This is a genomic window from Rhodovibrio salinarum DSM 9154 (genome assembly GCF_000515255.1).
In the GTDB taxonomy this organism is placed as follows: domain Bacteria; phylum Pseudomonadota; class Alphaproteobacteria; order Kiloniellales; family Rhodovibrionaceae; genus Rhodovibrio; species Rhodovibrio salinarum.
In genome coordinates this window covers 2,450,036-2,469,626 of the sequence record NZ_KI911559.1, presented here as the reverse complement: position 1 = coordinate 2,469,626, position 19,591 = coordinate 2,450,036, and the positions used below count along the sequence as shown (strand labels likewise).

The window sequence follows — 19,591 nt, the reverse complement described above, 5'->3', positions numbered from 1 at the left end:
AGCGCCCCGCGCCCCGCGTCGCGGAAGCTAGGCGACCTTGCCGATCTTGTCGGCATGTGCCTGGACGGCGGCGTCGAGCGCCTGCTCCATGATGTCCAGGCCCTTCTCCAGGCCCTGCTGATCCAGCGTCAGTGGCGGCAGCAGCTTGGCCACCTCGTCCGCCGGGCCGCTGGTCTCCATGATCAGGCCGCGCTTGAACGCTTCCTCGGTGACCGCGTCGGCCAGGCCGTCGACATGCAGCGCGATGCCCTGCATGAAGCCGCGCCCGCGCACCTCGCTCGGCACGTTGGGATGCTTGGCGGCCATCTCCTTCAGGCGCTTGGTGATGAACTCACCCTTCTCGCGCACGCCCTTGGCGAAGGTATCGTCGCGCCAGTAGGTCTCCAGCGCGGCCGTTGCGGCGACGAACGCCGGGTTGTTGCCGCGGAAAGTCCCGTTGTGCTCGCCCGGGGCGAACTTGTCGTACTCCGGCTTGATCAGCGTGATCGCCATCGGCATGCCGTAACCGCCGATCGACTTGGACAGGCAGATGAAGTCCGGATCGATGCCGGCGGCCTCGAACGAGAAGAAGGTGCCAGTGCGCCCGCAGCCGGCCTGCACGTCGTCGACGATCAGCCGGATGTCGTGGGCCTTGCAGATTTGGTCCAGGCGCTTGAGCCAGGCCATGCTGGCGGCGTTGATGCCGCCCTCGCCCTGTACCGGCTCGACGATCACGGCGGCCGGATGGCCCATGCCGCTAGCGCCGTTGTTCAGCATCGCCTCGAAGTAGTCGAGCGTGTCGAGTTCGCCCTTGTCGCTCTTGAGGCCCATCAGGCCGTCATAGGGCACGAACACCACGTCGCCCAGGGACTTGCCGGCGCCCTTGCGCTTGAATTGGTTACCGGTGACACCGAGCGCGCCCAGCGTCATGCCGTGGAAGGCGTTGGTGAACGACACCACGGTGCGCCGGCCGGTTACCTTGCGCGCCAGCTTAAGCGCGCTTTCCACCGTGTTGGTGCCGGTCGGCCCGGGGAACATGATCTTGTATTCCATGTTCCGCGGCTGAAGGATGATCTCGTTGAACGCCTTCAGGAAGTTCTGGCGAGCCACCGTCGCCATGTCGAGCGAGTGGGTGATGTTGTCGCCCTGGATATACTCCAGCACCTTTGCTTTCATGGCGTCGTCGTTGTGCCCGTAGTTCAGGGCGCCGGCGCCGGCGAAGAAGTCGATGTAGGTGTTTCCGTCGGTATCGGTCAGGGTATAGTTCTTCGCCTTCTCGAAGACGACGGGAAAGCCGCGGCTGTAGCTGCGCACGGCGGATTCATATTTCTCGATGATATCCATGGCTGTTGCCTCCTGCCGCAGGGTTTAAGCGGTCCGCGGCGATCTTGAGTGCCACCGCCCGAGGTTCCGGGCGGCTGCGTGGGAATGACGTCGAACCGAATTCGGCTTTTCTCAACCCTCGCGCCGCGACCTGCTCGTCGGTGCAGCGAGCGTTTTCGAAGCTTAGAATGCGGGCGCCACCCACCCTAACCAGCATGAGACGCCTCGCTAGCCAAGAGGTCGATTGGTGCGCCACCTTGAAGGTGGAGGTGCGCCCGGGGTTATGGATCGTCTCAAGCGATTACGGCGCGGTCCTTGGTCCTGCGTTGGTCTTAAGATTATTGGCTCGCGCAGGGCGGAAAGTGCCGCCTGATAACGTGCCTCACATTGGCAGAAGCACCGGAAAAGTCAAGCTATAGGCCCGGTACGGCGGCGCTCCTGTAGCCCCGAATCGCCCCGAATTCCGGGCCTACAAGCCTCGATCCGTTGAGATGAACAAGGGCCGCCACGCCTCCTCTATTCAGCCGGCGAGACGCGCCGCCTCCCCTGCACGTCGGGGGCCGGGTTAGATGCATCCGATACGGCAACAGTCGACGCCGGCTGCGGCTGGCGGCGCCACGGTTCGCTCTTGATCCAGCCAACCCCGTAGGCAACGCCAATCAGCACCGCGCCCCCCACGGCATTGACGATCAACGCCGTCAGCCCGTCGCGTCCCCAGATATCGAACGCCATCATGCCGACGCGCGAGAGCACGATTGAGGTCATGAAGACCGCCAGCGCCTGTTGCCCGACCTTGCGGATCGGCGCGATCCAGCGGGCGTAAAGGATGTCCTCCCGGCCGTAGAGGGCGGCCCGCATGACGTAGGCCATGGCCAGGAAGTGCAGGTAACGGGCGAGACCGAAATCGGTCTTGTCAAAAGTCGGCAGGATCGCCAGCCCGATCGCGTCGAAGAACGGCACGTTGTTGAAGATCGGGCCGTAGCAGATCGGCACCATGACGATCAGGTAGGCCGCCGACAGCCATACCCACGCCCGGTGCGGCGGCGGAATGGTGATCCAGCCCCGCGCAATCGCGAAGCCGGTGAAGAAGATCAACTGCCAAGCGAACGGGTTAAAGAACCAGGACCGCTCCGACCACCATTCCGCTGGCAGGTCGAAGCCGATCGCCCGGTTGGCCGCCCAGAGCACGACCGGCGCGGCCAGCCCGATCAGCGGATTCAGGCGATACAAGGCCACCATCACCGGGATCAGCAGCAACGCCACCATATACATCGGCAGGATGTCGAACAGGTTCGGCACATAGGTCAGGGTTAGCAGCCCGAGCAGCCCTTCCTTGGGATTTTCGAAGAAGGGTATGAGGTTGAGGTCCTGCACATAGTTCCGGGTGTCGAGTGCCCAGGTGCCGAGTACACAGACCCCTGCAGTGGCCAGGAACATGCCGATCTGCGCCCAGTAGATCTGCCAGATCCGGTGCAGCACCCGTGCGATCCCCAAAACCCAGCCAACGCGCAGGAACACCCCGCCGAACGCGATCGCCGAAGCAAAGCCGGAGCAGAATACGAACCACTCGGTCGCATCGGACGGACCGAAGCGCGCCGGAATATACCCGGTCCAGGGGTTTCCGGGGATGTGAGCGACGAAGATGATGAACATCGCTACCCCGCGCAGCACGTCGATGCGCGGATCGCGCCGGCTGCTCTTCACCTGGCTATCGGAAGGCGTCACGGGCGCGCTGCTCTCTTGTTGGCTGCCAATGTCGGTCGTACACAATACCGCGCGTTGGCGGGACCCACGCAACTAACATCGCCGCGAGCACGGGAGTGGTAGGTAGTCAAACACCCATCGCTTCGGCGTCAACACGGTGCCCCCGGCTTCTGCACGACCTGATTATATAATTTTATCAGTCCGTTAGGGTTGTTACTTAATACTAAGAGTCCATCACGACTGTCAGCCCGTATCCCGTCGCTTATCCCGCGGCTTCTCATGCTCCGTTGGTTCCAGGCCGTAGGGCTTGGCCAGTTCCCAGACGTGGTTGGGGACCATGTGCTTGATCCGCGGGCGTTCGTTCAGACGCAGGTGGATGATCGTCTCGACCGCCTTCATTTCCAGGCGCGCGCGGGCAAACTCGATTCCGCGGGGGCCGACCAGCGGCATAATCCGGCCGACGATCGGGCGCAGCCAGTCTGGCATACCGCGCACCGGCATACCGCCGGCGGCCTTCTCGGTGTTCAGCTTGAACCCCTCGACGTGCTTGCCGCGCTTGCCCTTGTCGCCGGGGGTGCCGGTTTTCAGTTCGTCGCCCAACAGGTCGACCAGCTCCTGCCCGCGGTCGTTGCGCACCAGCAGCCATTGCTCCCCCTCGCCCGCCATGTACCCGACGGTGATGTCGGCGAGGACGTTGGTGTAATCGACGCAGGTTCGGCAGGTGGTTGGCCAGAAGTCGTTCGGCAGCTTGGAGATCGGCAGCAGCAGGAAGGGGAATTCCCGCTTGCTGCCATCGGCGAAGCGCATCTCGCAGTAATAGTCGGCGCGGAACTCAAAATAGGTGACCTCGCCCGGCGTATCGGTCAGATGCGACAGAAACTCGTGGAACTTCTCGGTCGTCGTGTTGTCCGAGCACGGGGTGCCGATGACATAGATCCGCTCGAAGCCGAGTTCGCGTTCCAGCGCACGCAGGGCATAGACCTGGCAGGGAATACCGATCACCGCGACGCGCTTGTGGCCGGCCTTGAGCGCGGGTTCCAGGAGCGCCAGCAGCGGCGCGTAGCCCATCTTCATGCCCCGGCATTGCGCCATGCCCTCGGGCTCGGTCACGATCACCGACTTGGGGGCCCAGATGTCGTCGTCCTGGTGGCTCATCGCCAGCACGGCATCGACCGCGTCGGTCTCCAGCAGCCGTTCGCCCAGACGGGTGGCGATACCGGTCCACTGCGCGCCGTCGCGCTTGGCTTTCAAGGACGCGCGGAGCATACGCTGAAACGGACCGAAGAACTTCTCGTCACCGCGGCTCAGGTCCCGGGCGCGGCCGTGCACCTGTTCTTCCATCGTTGGGTAGTCGGGCGCGATGAACTGGCAGGCACGACCGCACCGACTCGGCGTGTCGGTGCGCGAGATGCCGCAATCGGTGCACAGGTCGCGCGGCGCGGCCTCGCCGATGTCCGGCGTCCACAAGGCGGTCTTGCCCTCGGTCGCGTCGCTGCCCGTCATTTCGCCGTCCTTCGGGGCCATGATGCCAACCTTGCCCTTCTGTCACCTGTGCCGTCCATTGCACGCAGTTAGAAACTACCGCCCGTAGATGGAACGGACCAGGGAACTAGCCCAACTGCGGCATCAGTTCCGCCATGACCGTGCGGTAGTCGCTCAGGATGCGCTCTTCCGCGTGGTGCTGGCGCGCCTGCACGACCCACCTGCCGCCCACCATGACGTCACGCACCGCCCCGGTCGGTTGCTGGAACAGCAGGGCGTCGAGCAGACGCTCGTCCGGCACGCCAGCCAGTGCCGCAACCTCTGGATCAAGCACCAGCAGATCGGCGCGCGCCCCCGGGACCAGCTGACCGACCTTCTGCCCCAGGGCGTTTCGACCGCCCAGCCCCGCCCGCGTCAGCAGGTCCGCCCCTGGCCCCTCCTGGCCCTGCCGCGGCGTAATCCCTGGACGACGGCCGTGGCGCAGGCGCTGGCTGTGGTCGAGCGCGCGTAACTCGGCGAAAGCGTCGCGGCAAACCTGACTGTCGCTGCCGATCGCCAATCTCCCCTGCCAGGCGGCAAAGTGATCCGCCGCGCACACGCCATCGCCCAGGTTCGCCTCCGTCGTTGGACAGAGCGCGACCGTCACACCGCGCCGAGCCAGCTGCTCCAGCTCCCCGTCGAGCGCCTGGGTGCAGTGAACGAAGGTCCAACCGTCATCGACCAGGTCAGTCTGATCGAGCAGCCAAGCCACCGGGCGCTGGCGGAACCGGTCCTGACAGGCATCCACCTCCCCCGGTTGCTCGGCGACATGCATGTGGATCGGCGCGGTGGGAGCCAACTGGCGGAAGCCGTGGACAGCGCTGTGCAGCGTTTCCGGCGTCACCGCGCGCAGCGAATGCGGCGCCAAACCGAGCTGCACATCAGGTTGATCTCGGGTACCTTCCTGGATCCGCTGGATCAGGTGCAGAAGACGCTCCGGCTCATTGACGAAGCGTTGCTGTCCCGGCTCCGGGGCCTCCCCGCCGAAATCACTGTGGCCGTAGAGCACCGGCAACAACGTCATCGCGATCCCGGCATGCCGGGCGGCGGACAGCACGCGCCAGGACAACTCCGGCAGATCGCGGTAGGGCTGGCCGTGCGGACCGTGGTGCAGGTAGTGGAACTCGGCCACGCTGGTGTAGCCGCCCTTGAGCAACTCGACATAAGCCTGCGCGCTGATCGCCTCCAACTGTTCGGGGGTCAACGCGTTGGCCAGCCGGTACATCGCCGTGCGCCAGTTGGCGAACCTGCCCGCCCGTTCGCCCAGACCGGCGAGCGCACGTTGGAAGGCATGGCTGTGGGCGTTGGGCACGCCCGGGATCACCGGACCGGACAGACGAATCGCATCGTCAGACACCGTGTTGGGCTGCACGGCCGTCAGCAGTCCTGGGTCAGAATCGACGCTAAGCCTTACGTTGGTTGCCCAGCCCTGCGGCAACCACACGCGGTCGGCAAAATACGCAGGCATCGTTCCCCGCCTTGCACCTCGGGCCCTGGGCAGCTTAAGGGGGAGTCTGGCCGGCATACAATGCGCGCCACCGCGCAAGCCGCCTGCCACTCTCCCCAACGGCGCTCCAGGGAAGCACGGGCGATGTGGGATACCCTTTGGCTGGACGCGCGCCTGGCGACCATGGCGCCTGGCACCGACCGGCCGTACGGCGCGATCGAAGGCGGCGCGCTCGCCATCGAGGACGGCCGGATCGCTTGGCTCGGCAAGCGTGACGAGCTGCAGGGCGCTCCCGAGAAGCTCGCAAAGCAGGTGCATTGGGTCGAGGGGCGGTGGATCACGCCCGGACTGATCGACTGCCATACCCATCTGGCCCACGGCGGCAACCGGGCCAGCGAGTTCGAGCGTCGACTGCTCGGCGACAGCGACGCGCGCATTCAGGCGGACGGTGGCGGCATTTCCGCAACCGTCGATGCCACCCGCGCGGCGCGCGATAACGAGCTGTATGAGGCCAGCAGCGCACGCCTGGCACCGCTGCTGGCGGAGGGAGTCACGACACTGGAAATCAAATCCGGCTACGGCCTGTGCGCGGAGTCGGAGATGAAACAGCTACGCGTCGCCCGCCAACTGGGCCGTGACTATCCGTTGGATGTGGTCACCAGCTTTCTGGGGGCTCATACCGTGCCGCCGGAGTTTGAAGACGACTGCGCCGCCTATATCAGGGCCGTCACGGAGCAGATGCTGCCTGCGATCGTCGAGGCGGGACTGGCCGATGCGGTCGACGTGTTTTGCGGGCGCGGCGGCTTCGATGCCGAGCTGTGCGAATGGGTGCTGGCCGCTGCGCGCGGCCACGGGCTGCCGGTCAAGCTGCACGCCGACCAGCTCTCCGACAGCGGTGGCGCGGAACTGGCCGCGCGCTACGGCGCCCTGTCGGCCGACCATCTGGAATACGCCAACGCCGATGGCGTGGCCGCGCTGGCACGCTCCGGAACGGTCGCCACCCTGCTGCCGGGCGCCTTCTACTGCCTGCGCGGCACACGCAAGCCGCCGATCGCGGCGTTCCGGGAGGCCGGTGTACCAATGGCGATCGCAACCGATAGCAACCCCGGCAGCGCGCCGGTCACCTCGATCCTGCTGATGCTGTCGATGGGCTGCACGCTGTTCGACCTGACGCCGGAAGAAGCGCTGGCCGGTGTGACCCGCGAAGCGGCCCGCGCGCTGGGTTTGTTGGAGAGCCGGGGCACGCTCGAGATCGGCAAGCGGGCCGATCTGTGCGTCTGGGAAATCGACCGCCCGGCCGAACTCGCCTACCGTGTCGGCTTCAACCCGATCGCCTATGTCGTGAAGCAGGGCCGCGCACGGGGATAATGGTCGACGGCTGAGAGCCCCGGCTCCTGCAGCGGGAAGAAGGCAACGGTAAAGCTCCGCGCTACCCCTGCGCTTGAGCCTCCGCCCAGTCACGCATCGTCTCGACGATCCGGCGCAGGTGCGGACGGACCAGACCGCCGCCCTTGTTGCTGTAGGTCCAGGGCGGGCTTTCCTGCATGTAGGTGCGCTGTGCAAGCTCCAACTGCAGGGCGTGCGTCCCTTCGTCGGGTCGGCCATAGCTGCGGGTGATGAAGCCGCCTTTGAAGGGATGGTCGACCGCGTGGCTGTAGCCTTCGGCCTGCTGCACCGCCGCGACCACGCGGTCCCGCAGGTCGGGCGCGCAGCTGGCTCCATCGCGTGTGCCGAGGTTGAAGTCCGGCAGCGTGCCGTCGAACAGGCCCGGAATCTGGCTGCGGGTGGTATGCGCCTCCAGAAGCACCACGACGCCATAACGATCCTTGGCCTGCAGCATCAGGTTGGCGAGCGCCAGGTGGTACGGCTGCCAGTAGTCGCGCCAGCGCGAGCGGATCTCGTCCTCTCCCGGTTCGCAGTCGTCCTGATAGATCGCCGCGCCGTCGAACGTACGGGTCGGCACCAGCTCGCTCGCACCCTGGCCGTCGTACAACGGTGATCCGTCCGGCGGCCGGTTCAGATCACAGACGTAGCGCGAGTAGATCGAGCGGATATGCGGGACTTCGAGCTCGTCCAGGAACTCGTACAGGCGGTTAACGTGCCAGTCCGTGTCGGCCGCCGCACGGCCGGCATCGGTCATGCGCTCGGCCACCTCCTCGGGCGTCAGCGCGCCGGCGTGCGGCATCGAGACGACGAGCGGGCCGGTTCCTTCGACGGCCTTGTAGACCATGGGCGTGGGTCCTTGCGGATGCGGTTGCGGGCGGGCGCGGTGATAGACCAGCGGGACACGCGCGTGAAGGGGCGGTGGACGAAATACCCCGCTGTGCGCCCGTGCTATGCGCGGTCTATTTCCCATCTGGCGGAGTCGTTACGCGCCTGAACAAAAGGGTCTGCCAGCGCTGGCAACTGCGCCATGACACAGGATTTTCACCCCGCCCCATCTTCACACGCGCCGCTATTCGGAACAGACTTCCTATATGAGCGATTCGAAAAATAATGCCCATCTCGTCTGGGGGCGTATGCCGTTCGGCCACTCCCGTATGGGGCGCTGGCTGGAGCAGCTCACCACCCGCGTGGTGGCCCTCGTCTACCGGCTGAAGCGCCACCGCAATCCTTGGGTCCGCCGCAGTCTGGGTATCGGGCTGGTGATCGGCGGGTTGTTGGCGTTCCTGCCGGTACTCGGCATCTGGATGCTGCCGCTTGGTCTGATCGTGCTGTCGGATGAGGTCCATCTGCTGCGCCGACAGCGTCGTCGTTTCCAGGTCTGGGCTGGCAATCGCTGGCCGATCTGCCGCATGCCGATGCCAAATGCGGCTTAATGTTGGCGTTAGGGTGCGGGCCGTAACACTCTGAACCTAAGGTACTAATCTCGGCCTGGGCCTGCTCAGGGGCTATCGCTCCCCCAACCACCGCTGCATAAAGCCGTCCAGCCACTGCGCAAGCTTGGGGTCGTACTGCTTGGCGTCGGCGAAGATCGCGTCCTTTGGCTGGGCGCCGGGCCACTCCAGCATGTGACCGGCTTCCTGAATCCAATTGGAGAAGATCTCGACCGTCGTTTCCGGGTGGAACTGCAGGCCGTAGGCATGCGCGCCCAGGCGGAAGGCCTGGTTCGGGAACACCGCTCCTTCCGCCAGCCGCTCGCCGTCGGGCGGGGTCTCCACGCCTTCGGTATGCCAGTGGAACACGCGCATCGGCTCTGGGATCAGCTCGCGCCCGGCCATGGTCGGCGCGATGTCGGCATAGCCGATCTCGTTCAGCCCATCGGGATGCGGGCCGACCTGCCCGCCATACGCCTTGCCCAGAAGCTGCGCGCCTAGGCAAAGGCCGAGCAGCGGCCGCTCCCGGTCGCACCAGCCACGGATGAACTCGATCTCGTCCTGGAGATAGGGTTTCTCGTCCGTCTCGTTCGCGCTCTGCGGGCCGCCGTAGACAACCGCAAGCTCATGGTCGGCCGTGGCGGGATCTGGCAGCGCGTCCCCGTGGGCGGCGAAGCGGTAGTCCAGTTCGTAACCATGGCGGGTGAGCCACGCGGAAACGCGGTCGTCGCGCGCCTTGTCCATCTGGATGACCAGCAGTGCTTTTCCGGGCATGCCCGCGTAGTGTCCTTCGGCTTGTGGGAGGAACGCAGGCACCCTAGCCCGAGCCGGTGGCCCCGAGAAAGCCCTGCATGTGCCACGACGCCTGTGCAGGCGTGTACTGGTATGAGGTCCCGACCGGACAGGCCCGACGCGCGAGACAGCCGCCATCGACGCATTCACGACCGTCCAGCTGCCCGATGTGGGTGGCGCAGGCGTGGACGTCATAGCCGTCCGGCGTGAAGGCGCCCACCGGACAGGTGTTCAGACACGGCGCGTCCGGACAGTTGTCGCACGGCCGTCCCCGCTTGTCCGCCGGCGGCAGGTCGAGCGCTTGGGCGAACACCAGCGCGCCGCGGTAGGCATGCCAAAGACCGTAATCCGGGTGGATCAGGATACCGATTGGGGATGGCGCCACCGCTTCGGCCCGTTGGGCCCAGCGCTGGAACGGTACGTAGGGCGGCCCCTCGAACGGCAGGACCGGGCGGGCGCCGAACGCCGTCGCGAACTCGTGCATCACCCGACGGGTCCAGCGGTCCAGGCCATCCGGCTGGCCGTCCGTCGCCTCAGGTGCTTGCGTAAAAACCTGCCACAGGGCCGGGCCGGCGTTGCCGACCATCAGCACCGTGCCGGAACCTTCCGGCAACCTATCGTCCGGGGCCGCCTGGAACCCGCCACGCAGCAGCAGTCCGTGGCCTTCGAGCGCGTCGGCCAGCTCGCGATAGACGCTCAAGCCTCCCACTCTGGACTGCCGGACAGATCGGTTGTGGGATCGCCGTCGCAGCCCTTCTCACGCTGCGGCAGACCGTCGGCGATCTCGTAGTAGTCGCCCTGTTCCGAAGTGTAGATGTGGCCAATCAGGGCAAGGCCGCTCGGCTGGTCCAAACTGCCGGCCACGATCGACAGCCGGTCGCTGTTGTCCCAATCCAGAAACAGCGGGCTGCCGCAACGACTGCAGAAGCCGCGCTCGCCGAGCGCACTCGTCCGGTACCAGGTGACGGCGTCGATCCCGACAATCTCGACGTTCGAACGAACGGCCTGAGACGCCGCAAGATAATGGCCGCTGTGATTGCGGCATTCGCGGCAGTGACAGGCGATTACCGGGCGCATCGGCCCTTCGATCTGATAGCGCACCGCCCCGCACAGGCAGCCGCCAGTTCGCACGCGCATGGCTGAAGGTCCCCTTGCTGAAGGTTGGCGCCACTCCGGCCGTACAGATGACGCCTTTGCGCTGAGCTGAAAGATTCAGTCCGAACAGCAAAACAGAATGCTTGCCGCACCCAAGGCGAGTCCAGCTTCGCTGACCGCGCCGAAGCGCACATCTGAGCATGCAAGAATCCGATCGCTGCCGATCAACGCGCGCGCTGTTGTGTCACAGGCGCTTGACGCCGGTGTGCCGGGCAATCCAGCTTTGTCCTCAATTCCGTTTTCCACGGGAAAACTCTGGAAAAACTCTGGGAGGGTTTGACAGTTGGCCGGAATCACCCGTCGTCGTGCGTTGGGACGTGCTCTTTCGAGGGTCGCGTCGCTAGCCCTGGCCGCCCCGCTGGCGCTCAGCCCCGTGTCAGCGGGCGCGCAAGAGCCGATCAAGATCGGTGACCTCAACAGCTACACCGATCTGCCGGCTTTCACGATCCCCTATCGTCAGGGCTGGAGGCTGGCGCTGACGGAAATCAACGAAAGCGGCGGCGTTCTGGGCCGGCCGATCGAGGTGATCAGCCGGGACGATGGCGGTGCCCCCGGTGACGCGCTGACGGTCGCCAACGAGTTGGTCCGCCGGGAAGGCGTGTCGATGCTGATGGGCGCACTGCTGTCCCACGTCGGGCTCGCGATCAGCGATTACGCTGCCCAGCACGAAACGTTGTTCCTGGCCAGCGAACCCCTGACCGACGCGCTCGCCTGGCAGAAAGGAAATGCCTACACGTTCCGTCTGCGCCCGGGCACCTATGTGCAGGCGGCGATGCTGGCCGAGCGCGCCGCCAAGCTGGACGCCAAGCGTTGGGCGGTGGTCGCGCCGAACTACGAATACGGCCAATCGGCGGTCGAAGCGTTCAAGAAGCTGTTGAAAGAACGGCGCCCCGACGTCGAGTTCGTCGCCGAGCAATGGCCACCGCTGTTTAAGATCGACGCGGGCGCGGTCACGCAGGCGATCGACCGCGCGGAACCGGATGCGATCTTCAACGTCACCTTCGGATCCGACCTCGTGAAGTTCGTGCGCGAGGGCACCACCCGCGGCGTGTTCGAAGATCGCCAGGTGGTCTCGCTGCTGACCGGGGAGCCGGAGTGGATGAACCCGCTGGGCAGCGACGTGCCCGAGGGCTGGATCGTGACCGGTTATCCCTGGGACACGCTCGATACCGAGCGGCACACCGCTTTTCGCGAAGCTTACGAGGCGCGGTTCGACGCGCCGCCCCGGATGGGCTCGGTAGTCGGTTACACATCGCTCAAGGCTCTCGCCAAGGCGATTGAAAAAGCCGGGACGACCGACAGTGCGGCCGTCGCGGAAGCGATGCGCGGCCTGTCCCTACCCTCCCCATTCGGCGAGATCACCTTCCGGGCGAGCGACCAGCAATCCACCATGGGAACTTTCGTCGGCAAGACGAAGGCGTTGGACAGCCGCGGTCAGCTTATCGACTGGACATACAAGGACGGCGCGGACTACCTCCCGCCAGCCGATCAGGTAAAGGAGTGGCGACCACAGGGCAGCTGACGGTCGATCCCCGGGCGCGGAATTTCTATCCCGTGCCCGGTTGAAACCGTCCGGTCACGTCCTCATCCTTGGCATAGGCGCGGCGTGTGCCGGCAACGCGTGACGCGCTCCAATCCCGATCCAAGAGAACGCTCCGGAGCACGCGATGAAGCTGTCCGATAACCAGGTGAAGGCGGTCGAGGAACAGACCGGCCTGCAGCCGATCCCCGAGGACAATCCCGCGATGGATCAGCTGAAGGAAAACTTCGGCGATCACACCTTCTATGTCGACGACCGCGGGCTGTACATCCTCGAAACCCCGCAGGAAGACACTGCCCAAAGCCAGGCCACAGCGGTCCAGGTCGCGCAGTGGACGGACGAGAACCGCAATGCCTTGCAGGCGCACGAGCCGCAGGCCACCGACGCGGTGTTCAGCCTGACCCCTGGGGAAGAGGGCACGAACAACGCCAACGGGGCCGCGAACGACCAGGGCAGCGACCAGTAAGTCCGCCCGGTTCGGCTGCGGCCGTAACGGCTTCGAACCAAGCCAACAGCTTTTCTGGCCCGCCGGATATCCTTCGCGCGGGCTGGTAAGTTGTTGGCTTGTTTTGGTTCATACAACAAACCGAAACCGCTGGCCGATATATCGGTACCAGCGGATGCCTCTCTTTTGAGAGGACGACAGATGAGGGGAGCCCCCTCGGACAGCGCCGCGGAGTTCTCCCCTCGTCTTAGTCGCAGGCCCCAACAGGCGTGGGCGCTTGCTTAAGCCACTTCGCGGTTGACCGTGAAGCCGACGCCGTCGCGGTGCATCTGGAAGTCGCCGTCGGCGACCGCGTTGGACCAGGCGGCAGACTTCTTGAGGCCGCCCAGCGGATACATGTGGACGCGTTTGATCCCGCACTCAGGATCGGTCTCGGCATAGTGCGCCAAGTTGGATACCAGCGTATCCGGCGCGTTCACCGTCATCAGCTTGGTGACGTTCTTCGCCTGCCGGGTCAAAAAGCGCATCGAGGCGCCGATGCCGCACGCCCGGGCGTGGTTGATCAGTGTCTTGAGGGTGGCCAGGCCGGGCACGCCGATGTGCACCGGCAGATGGATGCCCTCAGAGCGGATCTGGCGGTCCCAGTCGATGATCGGCTGGGACTCGAAAACGAACTGGGTGCAGATGTACATGCTGGCATCTGTCCGCTCGGCGAACCCCTGCTTCCAACGCAGGGCCTGCCAGATCGCCTGTTCCGGAATATCCGGACTGCCTTCCGGGTGGCCGGCAACGCCGATCTTCGAAATCCCGTGTCTGTCGAAAACCCCGGTTTCCAGCAGTTGCATGGAGTCAACGAAATCGCCGATCGGGCGGTCGACCGCGCCGGCAAGCGCAACCACCTGTTTCACCCCGGCTTCGCCGACCAGCCGCCGGACGTATTCGTCCAAGGTCTTGGTGTCCGGTAGGGAGCGCGCGGCCACGTGCGGGGCCGGCTCCATCCCCTCGTTGCGCAGGCGCTTGGCGGTCGCGACCGTGTCGCGCCAGTCGCTGCCCGGCAGAAACGTTACGGCGACCTTGGTTCCGACCGGCAAGTGGTCGCGGAAGTCGTCGATCTTCGAGGCACCGCCCGGTGTCGTCTCGATCGAATAGTTGGTCATGAAGTCGACGATCTGCTCACGGCGCGAGCGCGGGGCCTGCGAACTGTAGGTCGCCGTGGCGGCATCGGAGGCGGTGCTGGTCTCCAGAAGGGTCATGGCGCGCGGTCCTTCACGCTTGCGGTTCGACGCCGCCGGCGGCGACTAGGGCTTTCAGTCGATCTTCGTCGTAAGTCTCATCAAGGCGTGCCGCCGCCGCAGCGGCTTCCGCCTCCAGGTCGTCGCCCACCTCGTGTGGTGCGCCGCGCGCCCAGTGGGCCAGATAGTCGTCGGTCTCGCGCAGCTTCGCCTTCATCGCCGCGCGGTCGATTGCCGTTTCAAACCGCTCCGGCAGCTGGCGCTTCGCCGACTTACGCCCCGATTTAACGATCACCTGGGCAGGAATATCCCGCCAATAGACGACTGTCATTTGCGCCATTGCGTCGCCTTTCGACTTCCCGAGTCCTTGTAGGGGACTCATTTTTCTTAAGAAACTCTTGTCAGTTCGCGTTCGAGCTCGCCGTAGCCGGTCATCTCGCGGCGGTAGGCCAGCCCCAGGCGAGCCGCCGCTGCCTGGGCTTGGCGGTCCAGCGCGCTATCGTCCTGCTGCGCCAGGTAGACCAGTGTCGTGTAGTTCCCGAAGTACATCTCCGACAACTCCGGGAACCGGTCGAGGCCGAGCCCCTCGACGATCAGCCGATCGAAGTGACGAACCAGATAATCGGTCAGGTAGAAGCAGGCCGGGTCGCGCTCGGCCATCGCCGCGAAACTGCCCTGTCCGGCATAGGTCGCATAACAGTGTGGACCTGGCAGGCGGGCGACGCCCTCTTCTTCGAGAACACGGTCTAATTCCCCGCCGGTACCGCAGTCGGCGTAGACGCAGAAAATCCGGTCATAGACATCGCGGTTGGCCCGGATCTTCTCGCGCACACCTCCGGGAATCTTGCCCGGCGTGTTGTGCCAGATCGCCGGCAGGCAGGTGAGCTCCATGTGATCCCAGCCCTCGCGCTCGATCAGGGCCAGGATTTCGCGGGCCAAGGCCCCGCACCCGATCAGCAGCGTGCGCGGCCGATCCTGGCCGGCGCTGGCATGCACTGTCCCGGTGGCGGCGTCGATCATGACCTGCCTCGCGGACCGCCCACGGGGCCGCGGGCGGCTGAATATCATGTTAGGGAGCCGGGTGACCGGCCGTCGCGCCGGTCTATCCGGACACGACGGCCAGTCGAGGGAATGACGCTTACTGCGCGGCCGCCATCTGGTTATGCCGGCGGTGCATCAACTGCTTCGCGGTATCGACAGCGACCGCGGCATCGCGGCAGTACGCGTCGGCGCCGATCGCCTCCGAGAACTGCTCGTTCAGCGGCGCGCCGCCGACCATGACGATGTAATCGTCCCGGATGCCGCGCTCCTTCATGCCGTCGATGACAACCTTCATGTACGGCATCGTCGTGGTCAGCAGCGCCGACATCCCCAGGATATCCGGCTGATGCTCCTCGAGCGCGTCGAGGTAGTTCTCGATCGGATTGTTGATCCCGATGTCGATCACCTCGAAGCCGGCGCCCTCCATCATCATGGTGACGAGGTTCTTGCCGATGTCGTGGATGTCGCCCTTGACGGTGCCGATTACCATCTTACCCATCTTGGGCGCGTTACTCTCCGCCAGCAGCGGGCGCAGGATATTCATGCCCGCCTTCATGGCGTTCGCGCTCATCAACACCTCGGGCACGAACAGGATGCCGTCGCGGAAGTCCACGCCGACAATGCGCATGCCCTCGACCAACGCGGTGGTCAGGATGCTGTAGGGTTCCCACTCGCGCTCGAGCAGGATATTGACCCCTTCGGCGACCTCGTCTTTCAGGCCGTCGTAAAGATCGTCCTGGATCTGCTTGACCAGCTCTTCGTCGTCCAGCTCGCGCAGATCGAGATCATCAGCGTCGCTCATCCTCAAACCCCGTGGTTCGCCAGTTGCTGGTCGTGCATCATCCGACGACCTTATTTGTATTTGGCAGGTAAAGCGGGTCGCGTGGCTGGCGTTGCCGCGACTTTGCGTATTCGAAAAGCGACAAACCGCAGGTTTCCGCCCGCTCCGGAATGCAATGCGGCAGATGCGCGCGACTCATGACCCTGGCGGGTGACATAGACACGCAAGTGACCGTGCACGCCGGGGCATTGCACCTTAATATCGCATTAACAATACATGGGCGATCGAAGACAACCTGTTAATCCATCCGCACCGTTCTGGATTCGAAGAGCACGATTACACGGCGAGATACGCCCGGCGCAGTTCCGCATCCTCGGCGAGTTCTGCCATCACGCCCGAGAAACGCACCGCGCCCTTCTCCAGCACCACCGCCCGATCCGCCACCGCGCCGGCGAAACGTAGGTTCTGTTCGCTCAGCAACACCGTGACGCCACCGGCTTTCAGGGCGCGCACCGCCGCTGCCATCTGCTGCACGATCACCGGCGCCAACCCCTCGGACGGCTCGTCCAGCAGCAGCAGGCGGGGATTGCCCATCAGCGTGCGTGCGACCGCCAGCATCTGCTGCTCGCCCCCACTGGTCTGCCCTGCCCGGCGGTCACGCAACTGCGCCAGATTGGGGAACAGCCGCTCGACCTCCGCGACCGTCCAGGGTGCGCGGCCGTCGGCTGGATCGCGTCGACCGACCTCCAGGTTCTCCGCAACCGTCATGTCCGGGAAGATGCGTCGTTCCTCCGCGACATAACCGAGGCCGGCGCGCGCGATCCGGAACGGCGGCCAACCGTCGATCCGCCGGCCATCCAGCGAGACCTCCCCGCGCGCTGACGGCACTAGCCCCATCAGCGCCTTCATCGTCGTCGACTTGCCCGCCCCGTTGCGGCCCATCAGCGCCGTCACGCCGCCCGCCGGCACCTCGAAGCCGACACCGAACAGCACTTGCGCCCGGCCGTAAAAGACATCGAGGTCGCGCACCTTCAGCATGCTGGAATCTCCGCAGCGTTGGGCTCACCGAGGTAAACCCGCTGCACCTCCGGTTCCCCCCTGACCTCTGTCGGCGTTCCGTGGGCCAGCACCCGACCCTGGTGCAGCACCAGCACGCGATCGGCATGACCGAACACGACGTCCATGTCGTGCTCGGTGAACAGCACCGCCATCTTGCGGGTCCGGGCGATCTGCTGGGTGAGCGCCATCAACTGGCCGCGTTCCTCCGCCGCCATACCGGCCGTCGGCTCGTCCATCAGCAGGACGGTCGGATCGTTGGCGAGCGCGATGGCGAGCTCGACCCGCTTGACGTCGCCATAGGCAAGCGTGCCGCAGGTGCGCTCCGCCGCCCAGTCCATGCCGACTTGGCGCAACAGCTCGCGCGCGCGCCCCGGCATGTGGCGGTTCGCGCGCCGCCATAAGCGCCAGAGCCGCCGGTCGCGCGACAGCAAGGCCACCTGCACCGTCTCTAGAACCGTCATGGAAGCAAACACCGCAGCGACCTGGAAGGTTCGGCCAACCCCCAGGCGCCAGACTTTGCGTGGCGGCAGGCCGGTGATCTCGCGGCCATGCAAACGGACGTGTCCGCCATCCGCGCGCACCTGTCCGTTCAGCAAGTTGAAGCAGGTCGACTTGCCGGCTCCGTTCGGGCCAATCATCGCCAGCACCTCGCCGGCGGCAAGGGCGAGCGAGACGTCGTCGACCGCGCGCACGCCGCCAAACCGCTTGGCAAGGTTTTCCGCTTCCAGCACCGGCTGGCTCATGCGGAAGCCCCTTGTCCGGCTTCGCGCCGGTTTTCCTGGAGCGCGCGCAGATTGCCGACAAGGCCACGCGGGAAGGCGATACACAATGCGATCACACCGGTCCCGACGATCGCGCGCCAATAGTCCGTCTCGCTCATCAGCCAGGTCTGCAGGCCATCGAACACCGCCGCGCCGACCAGCGGACCGGCCAGCGTCTGCACGCCGCCCAGTAGCACCATCACAAGCGCGTCGAGCGAGGTCGGGATCGAGAGCACTTCCGGGAACACGCTGCCTTTGGCGAAGGCATAGAGCCCGCCCGCGAGTCCAGCGAACGCGCCGGCGAGCGTAAAGGCTCCCCAGCGCTGCCGGCGGGTGTGGATGCCCACCGCCTCTGCTCTAAGCGTGCTGTCGCGCGCCGCGCGCAGACCGTAGCCGAACGGCGCGAAGACGATCCGGCGCAGCAGCACCACCGCCGTGGCGACCAGTCCAAGGGTCAGCCAGTAGAAGGCGGCCGGGTCGCTCGCCCAGCGCGCCGGCCAAAGGCCGAGCAGGCCGTTGTCGCCGCCCGTCACGTCAACCCACTGGAAGGCGACCGACCAGGCGATCTGTGCGAAGGCGAGTGTTAGCATCGCCAGATAAACCCCAGACAGACGCACGCAGAACCAGCCAAACAACAGCGCCCCAATCGCCCCACCGATCGGGGCCAGGGCGAGCGCCCCCGTCATCGGCGCATCCCAGTGGGTCACCGACAGGCCGACCGCATAAGCGCCAAGACCCAGATACGCGGCGTGACCGAACGAGATCATCCCGCCCACGCCCATCAGGAACTGCAGCGAGGCGGCGAACAGCGCGAAGATCAAGATCTCACTCGCCACCGACAGGACATAGCCGCCAGCGACCGCAGGCAACGCAGCCAGCGCCAGCAGGATACTCAGGCCGGCTAGGCCGAGCCCCCACCCTTCCGGCCGCAGCGGGCTTTCCGGGGCACCGTGGGTGGCGCTGCCGGCGAGCTCTTTGCGGCCCAGCAGGCCTTGCGGGCGCAGCACCAACACGATCGCCATCACCAGGAACAGCAGCACGATCGAGATTTCCGGCAGGATCAGGATGCCGAAAGCGTTCAACTGCGCGACCAGCAGCGCGGCCAGGAACGGCCCGACGATCGAGCCCATGCCGCCCACCACCGTCACCGCGAACACCTCCGCGATGATGTTGAGGTCCATGTTGAGGTTGGCGGCCTCGCGCGGAATCTGCACGGCCCCGCCCAGACCCGCAAGCGCGGAGCCGAGGAACACCACGCCGGTGAACAGCTTCTTCTGGTCGACGCCGAGCGCGCCCACCATTTCCCGATCCTGGGTCGCCGCGCGGACCAATACGCCCCAGCGCGTGCGATGGAACAGCAGCCACAGCAGCCCGAGCACCAGCGGCCCGAGGGCGATCAGCACCAGGTCGTATTCCGGGATCCGTTCACCCAGCACGGCGATCGCACCGCCCGCCCCGGGGGCGCGCGGGCCCAACAGGTCCTGCGGTCCCCAGGTGATTAGCGTCGCGTCCTTGATTATCAGCACCAGGCCGAAGGTCGCCAGCAGCTGAAACAGCTCGTGCGAGCGGTACAGCCGGCGCAACACCGTGACTTCGACCAGCGCGCCGAGCAGCCCGACACCAAGTGCCGCCAGCGGCAGCGCCAGCCAAAAGCCAAGCCCGCCCAGCAACGGCATTAACGCGCCCGAGAGCGAGTACGCGCCGTAGGCCCCGACCATGAAGAAGGAGCCGTGCGCGAAGTTCACGATTCGGGTCACGCCGAAGATGATCGACAGCCCACAGGCGACCAGGAACAGGGCCGATGCACTGGCCAAGCCGGTCAGAAACTGCACGAAGAGGAACTCCATGGGCCGAAGACTAGCGATCAGACGCGGCTCTGACAGGGGTTTTTCGCCCGGCATGCGTTGTCGCACCCGCCAACGTGCAATGCGGTCAGCACAGTCGGTCGCATCGCCCAACGCGACTACACAGCTTGCTCCGCGCGCGTAAGCACGC

19 protein-coding genes are annotated in these 19,591 nt (G+C 65.6%); 4 read left to right on the top strand and 15 right to left on the bottom strand.

Translation table 11 applies throughout. The annotated features are described in order from the left end of the window. Positions 1–27: 27 nt before the first annotated feature. From ectB to RHOSA_RS0111380, 4 genes are all read right to left on the bottom strand, one after another. Positions 28–1,323: a diaminobutyrate--2-oxoglutarate transaminase gene (gene ectB, locus RHOSA_RS0111395; protein WP_037256154.1), complete on the bottom strand. Its 1,296-nt coding sequence runs from the start codon at positions 1,321–1,323 to the stop codon at positions 28–30. Between the two features lie 495 nt (positions 1,324–1,818). Further along, complete coding sequence (locus RHOSA_RS22000) at positions 1,819–3,027, bottom strand: OpgC family protein (protein WP_156092702.1); 1,209 nt, start codon at positions 3,025–3,027, stop codon at positions 1,819–1,821. Between the two features lie 222 nt (positions 3,028–3,249). Continuing rightward, positions 3,250–4,509 carry a Coenzyme F420 hydrogenase/dehydrogenase, beta subunit C-terminal domain gene (locus tag RHOSA_RS0111385; RefSeq protein WP_037258147.1) on the bottom strand — a complete coding sequence of 420 codons (1,260 nt, stop codon included), beginning with the start codon at positions 4,507–4,509 and terminating at the stop codon, positions 3,250–3,252. Between the two features lie 106 nt (positions 4,510–4,615). After that, positions 4,616–5,995 carry a formimidoylglutamate deiminase gene (locus RHOSA_RS0111380; RefSeq protein WP_027288771.1) on the bottom strand — a complete coding sequence of 460 codons (1,380 nt, stop codon included), beginning with the start codon at positions 5,993–5,995 and terminating at the stop codon, positions 4,616–4,618. Between the two features lie 123 nt (positions 5,996–6,118). On the opposite strand from RHOSA_RS0111380, the gene hutI reads away from it, so the two are divergent. Then, positions 6,119–7,342 (top strand): imidazolonepropionase, encoded by a 1,224-nt coding sequence (gene hutI, locus RHOSA_RS0111375; RefSeq protein ID WP_027288770.1) that lies wholly within the window; start codon positions 6,119–6,121, stop codon positions 7,340–7,342. Positions 7,343–7,403: 61 nt separating this feature from the next. On the opposite strand, the gene hutG is transcribed toward hutI, so the two are convergent. Next, positions 7,404–8,204, bottom strand: coding sequence for an N-formylglutamate deformylase (hutG, locus tag RHOSA_RS0111370; RefSeq protein ID WP_027288769.1), 801 nt, complete (start codon positions 8,202–8,204; stop codon positions 7,404–7,406). A gap of 247 nt (positions 8,205–8,451) precedes the next feature. Between hutG and RHOSA_RS25755 the strand changes: the two genes are divergently transcribed. After that, positions 8,452–8,793: a hypothetical protein gene (locus tag RHOSA_RS25755; protein ID WP_200372034.1), complete on the top strand. Its 342-nt coding sequence runs from the start codon at positions 8,452–8,454 to the stop codon at positions 8,791–8,793. A gap of 72 nt (positions 8,794–8,865) precedes the next feature. Here RHOSA_RS25755 and RHOSA_RS0111360 read toward each other — a convergent pair whose 3' ends face one another. Genes RHOSA_RS0111360 through RHOSA_RS0111350 form a run of 3 tightly spaced genes read right to left on the bottom strand, consistent with a single transcriptional unit; the run spans position 8,866 to position 10,719 of the window. Continuing rightward, the gene (locus RHOSA_RS0111360) at positions 8,866–9,564 is read right to left on the bottom strand and encodes a glutamine amidotransferase-related protein (RefSeq protein ID WP_027288767.1); all 699 of its coding nucleotides are present in this window, start codon (positions 9,562–9,564) and stop codon (positions 8,866–8,868) included. Between the two features lie 43 nt (positions 9,565–9,607). Next, on the bottom strand, positions 9,608–10,282 hold the full coding sequence (locus RHOSA_RS0111355) for a 4Fe-4S dicluster domain-containing protein (protein ID WP_027288766.1): 675 nt from the start codon (positions 10,280–10,282) through the stop codon (positions 9,608–9,610). Continuing rightward, entirely contained in the window at positions 10,279–10,719 is a 441-nt protein-coding gene (locus RHOSA_RS0111350; RefSeq protein WP_027288765.1) for a GFA family protein, read from the bottom strand. The genes RHOSA_RS0111355 and RHOSA_RS0111350 overlap by 4 nt, the downstream gene beginning before the upstream one ends. Positions 10,720–11,020: 301 nt before the next feature. Between RHOSA_RS0111350 and RHOSA_RS0111345 the strand changes: the two genes are divergently transcribed. Continuing rightward, a complete protein-coding gene (locus RHOSA_RS0111345) occupies positions 11,021–12,259 on the top strand; it encodes an ABC transporter substrate-binding protein (protein ID WP_051432062.1) in 1,239 nt (412 codons plus the stop codon). Between the two features lie 145 nt (positions 12,260–12,404). Continuing rightward, a complete protein-coding gene (locus RHOSA_RS21995) occupies positions 12,405–12,743 on the top strand; it encodes a hypothetical protein (protein ID WP_051432061.1) in 339 nt (112 codons plus the stop codon). Between the two features lie 260 nt (positions 12,744–13,003). Here RHOSA_RS21995 and RHOSA_RS0111335 read toward each other — a convergent pair whose 3' ends face one another. The 7 genes from RHOSA_RS0111335 to RHOSA_RS0111305 all read right to left on the bottom strand — a co-directional run bounded on the left by RHOSA_RS0111335 (position 13,004) and on the right by RHOSA_RS0111305 (position 19,428). Next, positions 13,004–13,975 carry a methylenetetrahydrofolate reductase gene (locus tag RHOSA_RS0111335; RefSeq protein ID WP_081728666.1) on the bottom strand — a complete coding sequence of 324 codons (972 nt, stop codon included), beginning with the start codon at positions 13,973–13,975 and terminating at the stop codon, positions 13,004–13,006. A 13-nt stretch (positions 13,976–13,988) separates the two neighbouring features. Beyond that, positions 13,989–14,294 carry a virulence factor gene (locus tag RHOSA_RS0111330; RefSeq protein WP_027288762.1) on the bottom strand — a complete coding sequence of 102 codons (306 nt, stop codon included), beginning with the start codon at positions 14,292–14,294 and terminating at the stop codon, positions 13,989–13,991. A gap of 47 nt (positions 14,295–14,341) precedes the next feature. After that, positions 14,342–14,974 (bottom strand): DUF1638 domain-containing protein, encoded by a 633-nt coding sequence (locus RHOSA_RS0111325; protein ID WP_037256150.1) that lies wholly within the window; start codon positions 14,972–14,974, stop codon positions 14,342–14,344. 118 nt (positions 14,975–15,092) lie between these two features. Then, positions 15,093–15,797: a corrinoid protein gene (locus tag RHOSA_RS0111320; RefSeq protein WP_027288760.1), complete on the bottom strand. Its 705-nt coding sequence runs from the start codon at positions 15,795–15,797 to the stop codon at positions 15,093–15,095. A gap of 315 nt (positions 15,798–16,112) precedes the next feature. Next, positions 16,113–16,814: an ABC transporter ATP-binding protein gene (locus tag RHOSA_RS0111315; protein WP_027288759.1), complete on the bottom strand. Its 702-nt coding sequence runs from the start codon at positions 16,812–16,814 to the stop codon at positions 16,113–16,115. Further along, a complete protein-coding gene (locus RHOSA_RS0111310; RefSeq protein ID WP_027288758.1) occupies positions 16,808–17,578 on the bottom strand; it encodes an ABC transporter ATP-binding protein in 771 nt (256 codons plus the stop codon). Before RHOSA_RS0111310 ends, RHOSA_RS0111315 begins: the two co-directional genes overlap by 7 nt. Then, positions 17,575–19,428 (bottom strand): ABC transporter permease, encoded by a 1,854-nt coding sequence (locus RHOSA_RS0111305; protein ID WP_437123668.1) that lies wholly within the window; start codon positions 19,426–19,428, stop codon positions 17,575–17,577. The genes RHOSA_RS0111310 and RHOSA_RS0111305 overlap by 4 nt, the downstream gene beginning before the upstream one ends. Positions 19,429–19,591: the final 163 nt, after the last annotated feature.

Excerpts from the sequence above, each read along its gene's own strand:
- ectB (WP_037256154.1), bottom strand. The coding sequence starts at position 1,323 with ATGGATATCATCGAGAAATATGAATCCGCCGTGCGCAGCTACAGCCGC.
- RHOSA_RS0111385 (WP_037258147.1), bottom strand. The coding sequence starts at position 4,509 with ATGACGGGCAGCGACGCGACCGAGGGCAAGACCGCCTTGTGGACGCCG.
- RHOSA_RS0111380 (WP_027288771.1), bottom strand. The coding sequence starts at position 5,995 with ATGCCTGCGTATTTTGCCGACCGCGTGTGGTTGCCGCAGGGCTGGGCA.
- hutI (WP_027288770.1), top strand. The coding sequence starts at position 6,119 with ATGTGGGATACCCTTTGGCTGGACGCGCGCCTGGCGACCATGGCGCCT.
- hutG (WP_027288769.1), bottom strand. The coding sequence starts at position 8,204 with ATGGTCTACAAGGCCGTCGAAGGAACCGGCCCGCTCGTCGTCTCGATG.
- RHOSA_RS25755 (WP_200372034.1), top strand. The coding sequence starts at position 8,452 with ATGAGCGATTCGAAAAATAATGCCCATCTCGTCTGGGGGCGTATGCCG.
- RHOSA_RS0111360 (WP_027288767.1), bottom strand. The coding sequence starts at position 9,564 with ATGCCCGGAAAAGCACTGCTGGTCATCCAGATGGACAAGGCGCGCGAC.
- RHOSA_RS0111350 (WP_027288765.1), bottom strand. The coding sequence starts at position 10,719 with ATGCGCGTGCGAACTGGCGGCTGCCTGTGCGGGGCGGTGCGCTATCAG.
- RHOSA_RS21995 (WP_051432061.1), top strand. The coding sequence starts at position 12,405 with ATGAAGCTGTCCGATAACCAGGTGAAGGCGGTCGAGGAACAGACCGGC.
- RHOSA_RS0111335 (WP_081728666.1), bottom strand. The coding sequence starts at position 13,975 with ATGACCCTTCTGGAGACCAGCACCGCCTCCGATGCCGCCACGGCGACC.
- RHOSA_RS0111330 (WP_027288762.1), bottom strand. The coding sequence starts at position 14,294 with ATGGCGCAAATGACAGTCGTCTATTGGCGGGATATTCCTGCCCAGGTG.
- RHOSA_RS0111325 (WP_037256150.1), bottom strand. The coding sequence starts at position 14,974 with ATGATCGACGCCGCCACCGGGACAGTGCATGCCAGCGCCGGCCAGGAT.
- RHOSA_RS0111320 (WP_027288760.1), bottom strand. The coding sequence starts at position 15,797 with ATGAGCGACGCTGATGATCTCGATCTGCGCGAGCTGGACGACGAAGAG.
- RHOSA_RS0111315 (WP_027288759.1), bottom strand. The coding sequence starts at position 16,814 with ATGCTGAAGGTGCGCGACCTCGATGTCTTTTACGGCCGGGCGCAAGTG.
- RHOSA_RS0111310 (WP_027288758.1), bottom strand. The coding sequence starts at position 17,578 with ATGAGCCAGCCGGTGCTGGAAGCGGAAAACCTTGCCAAGCGGTTTGGC.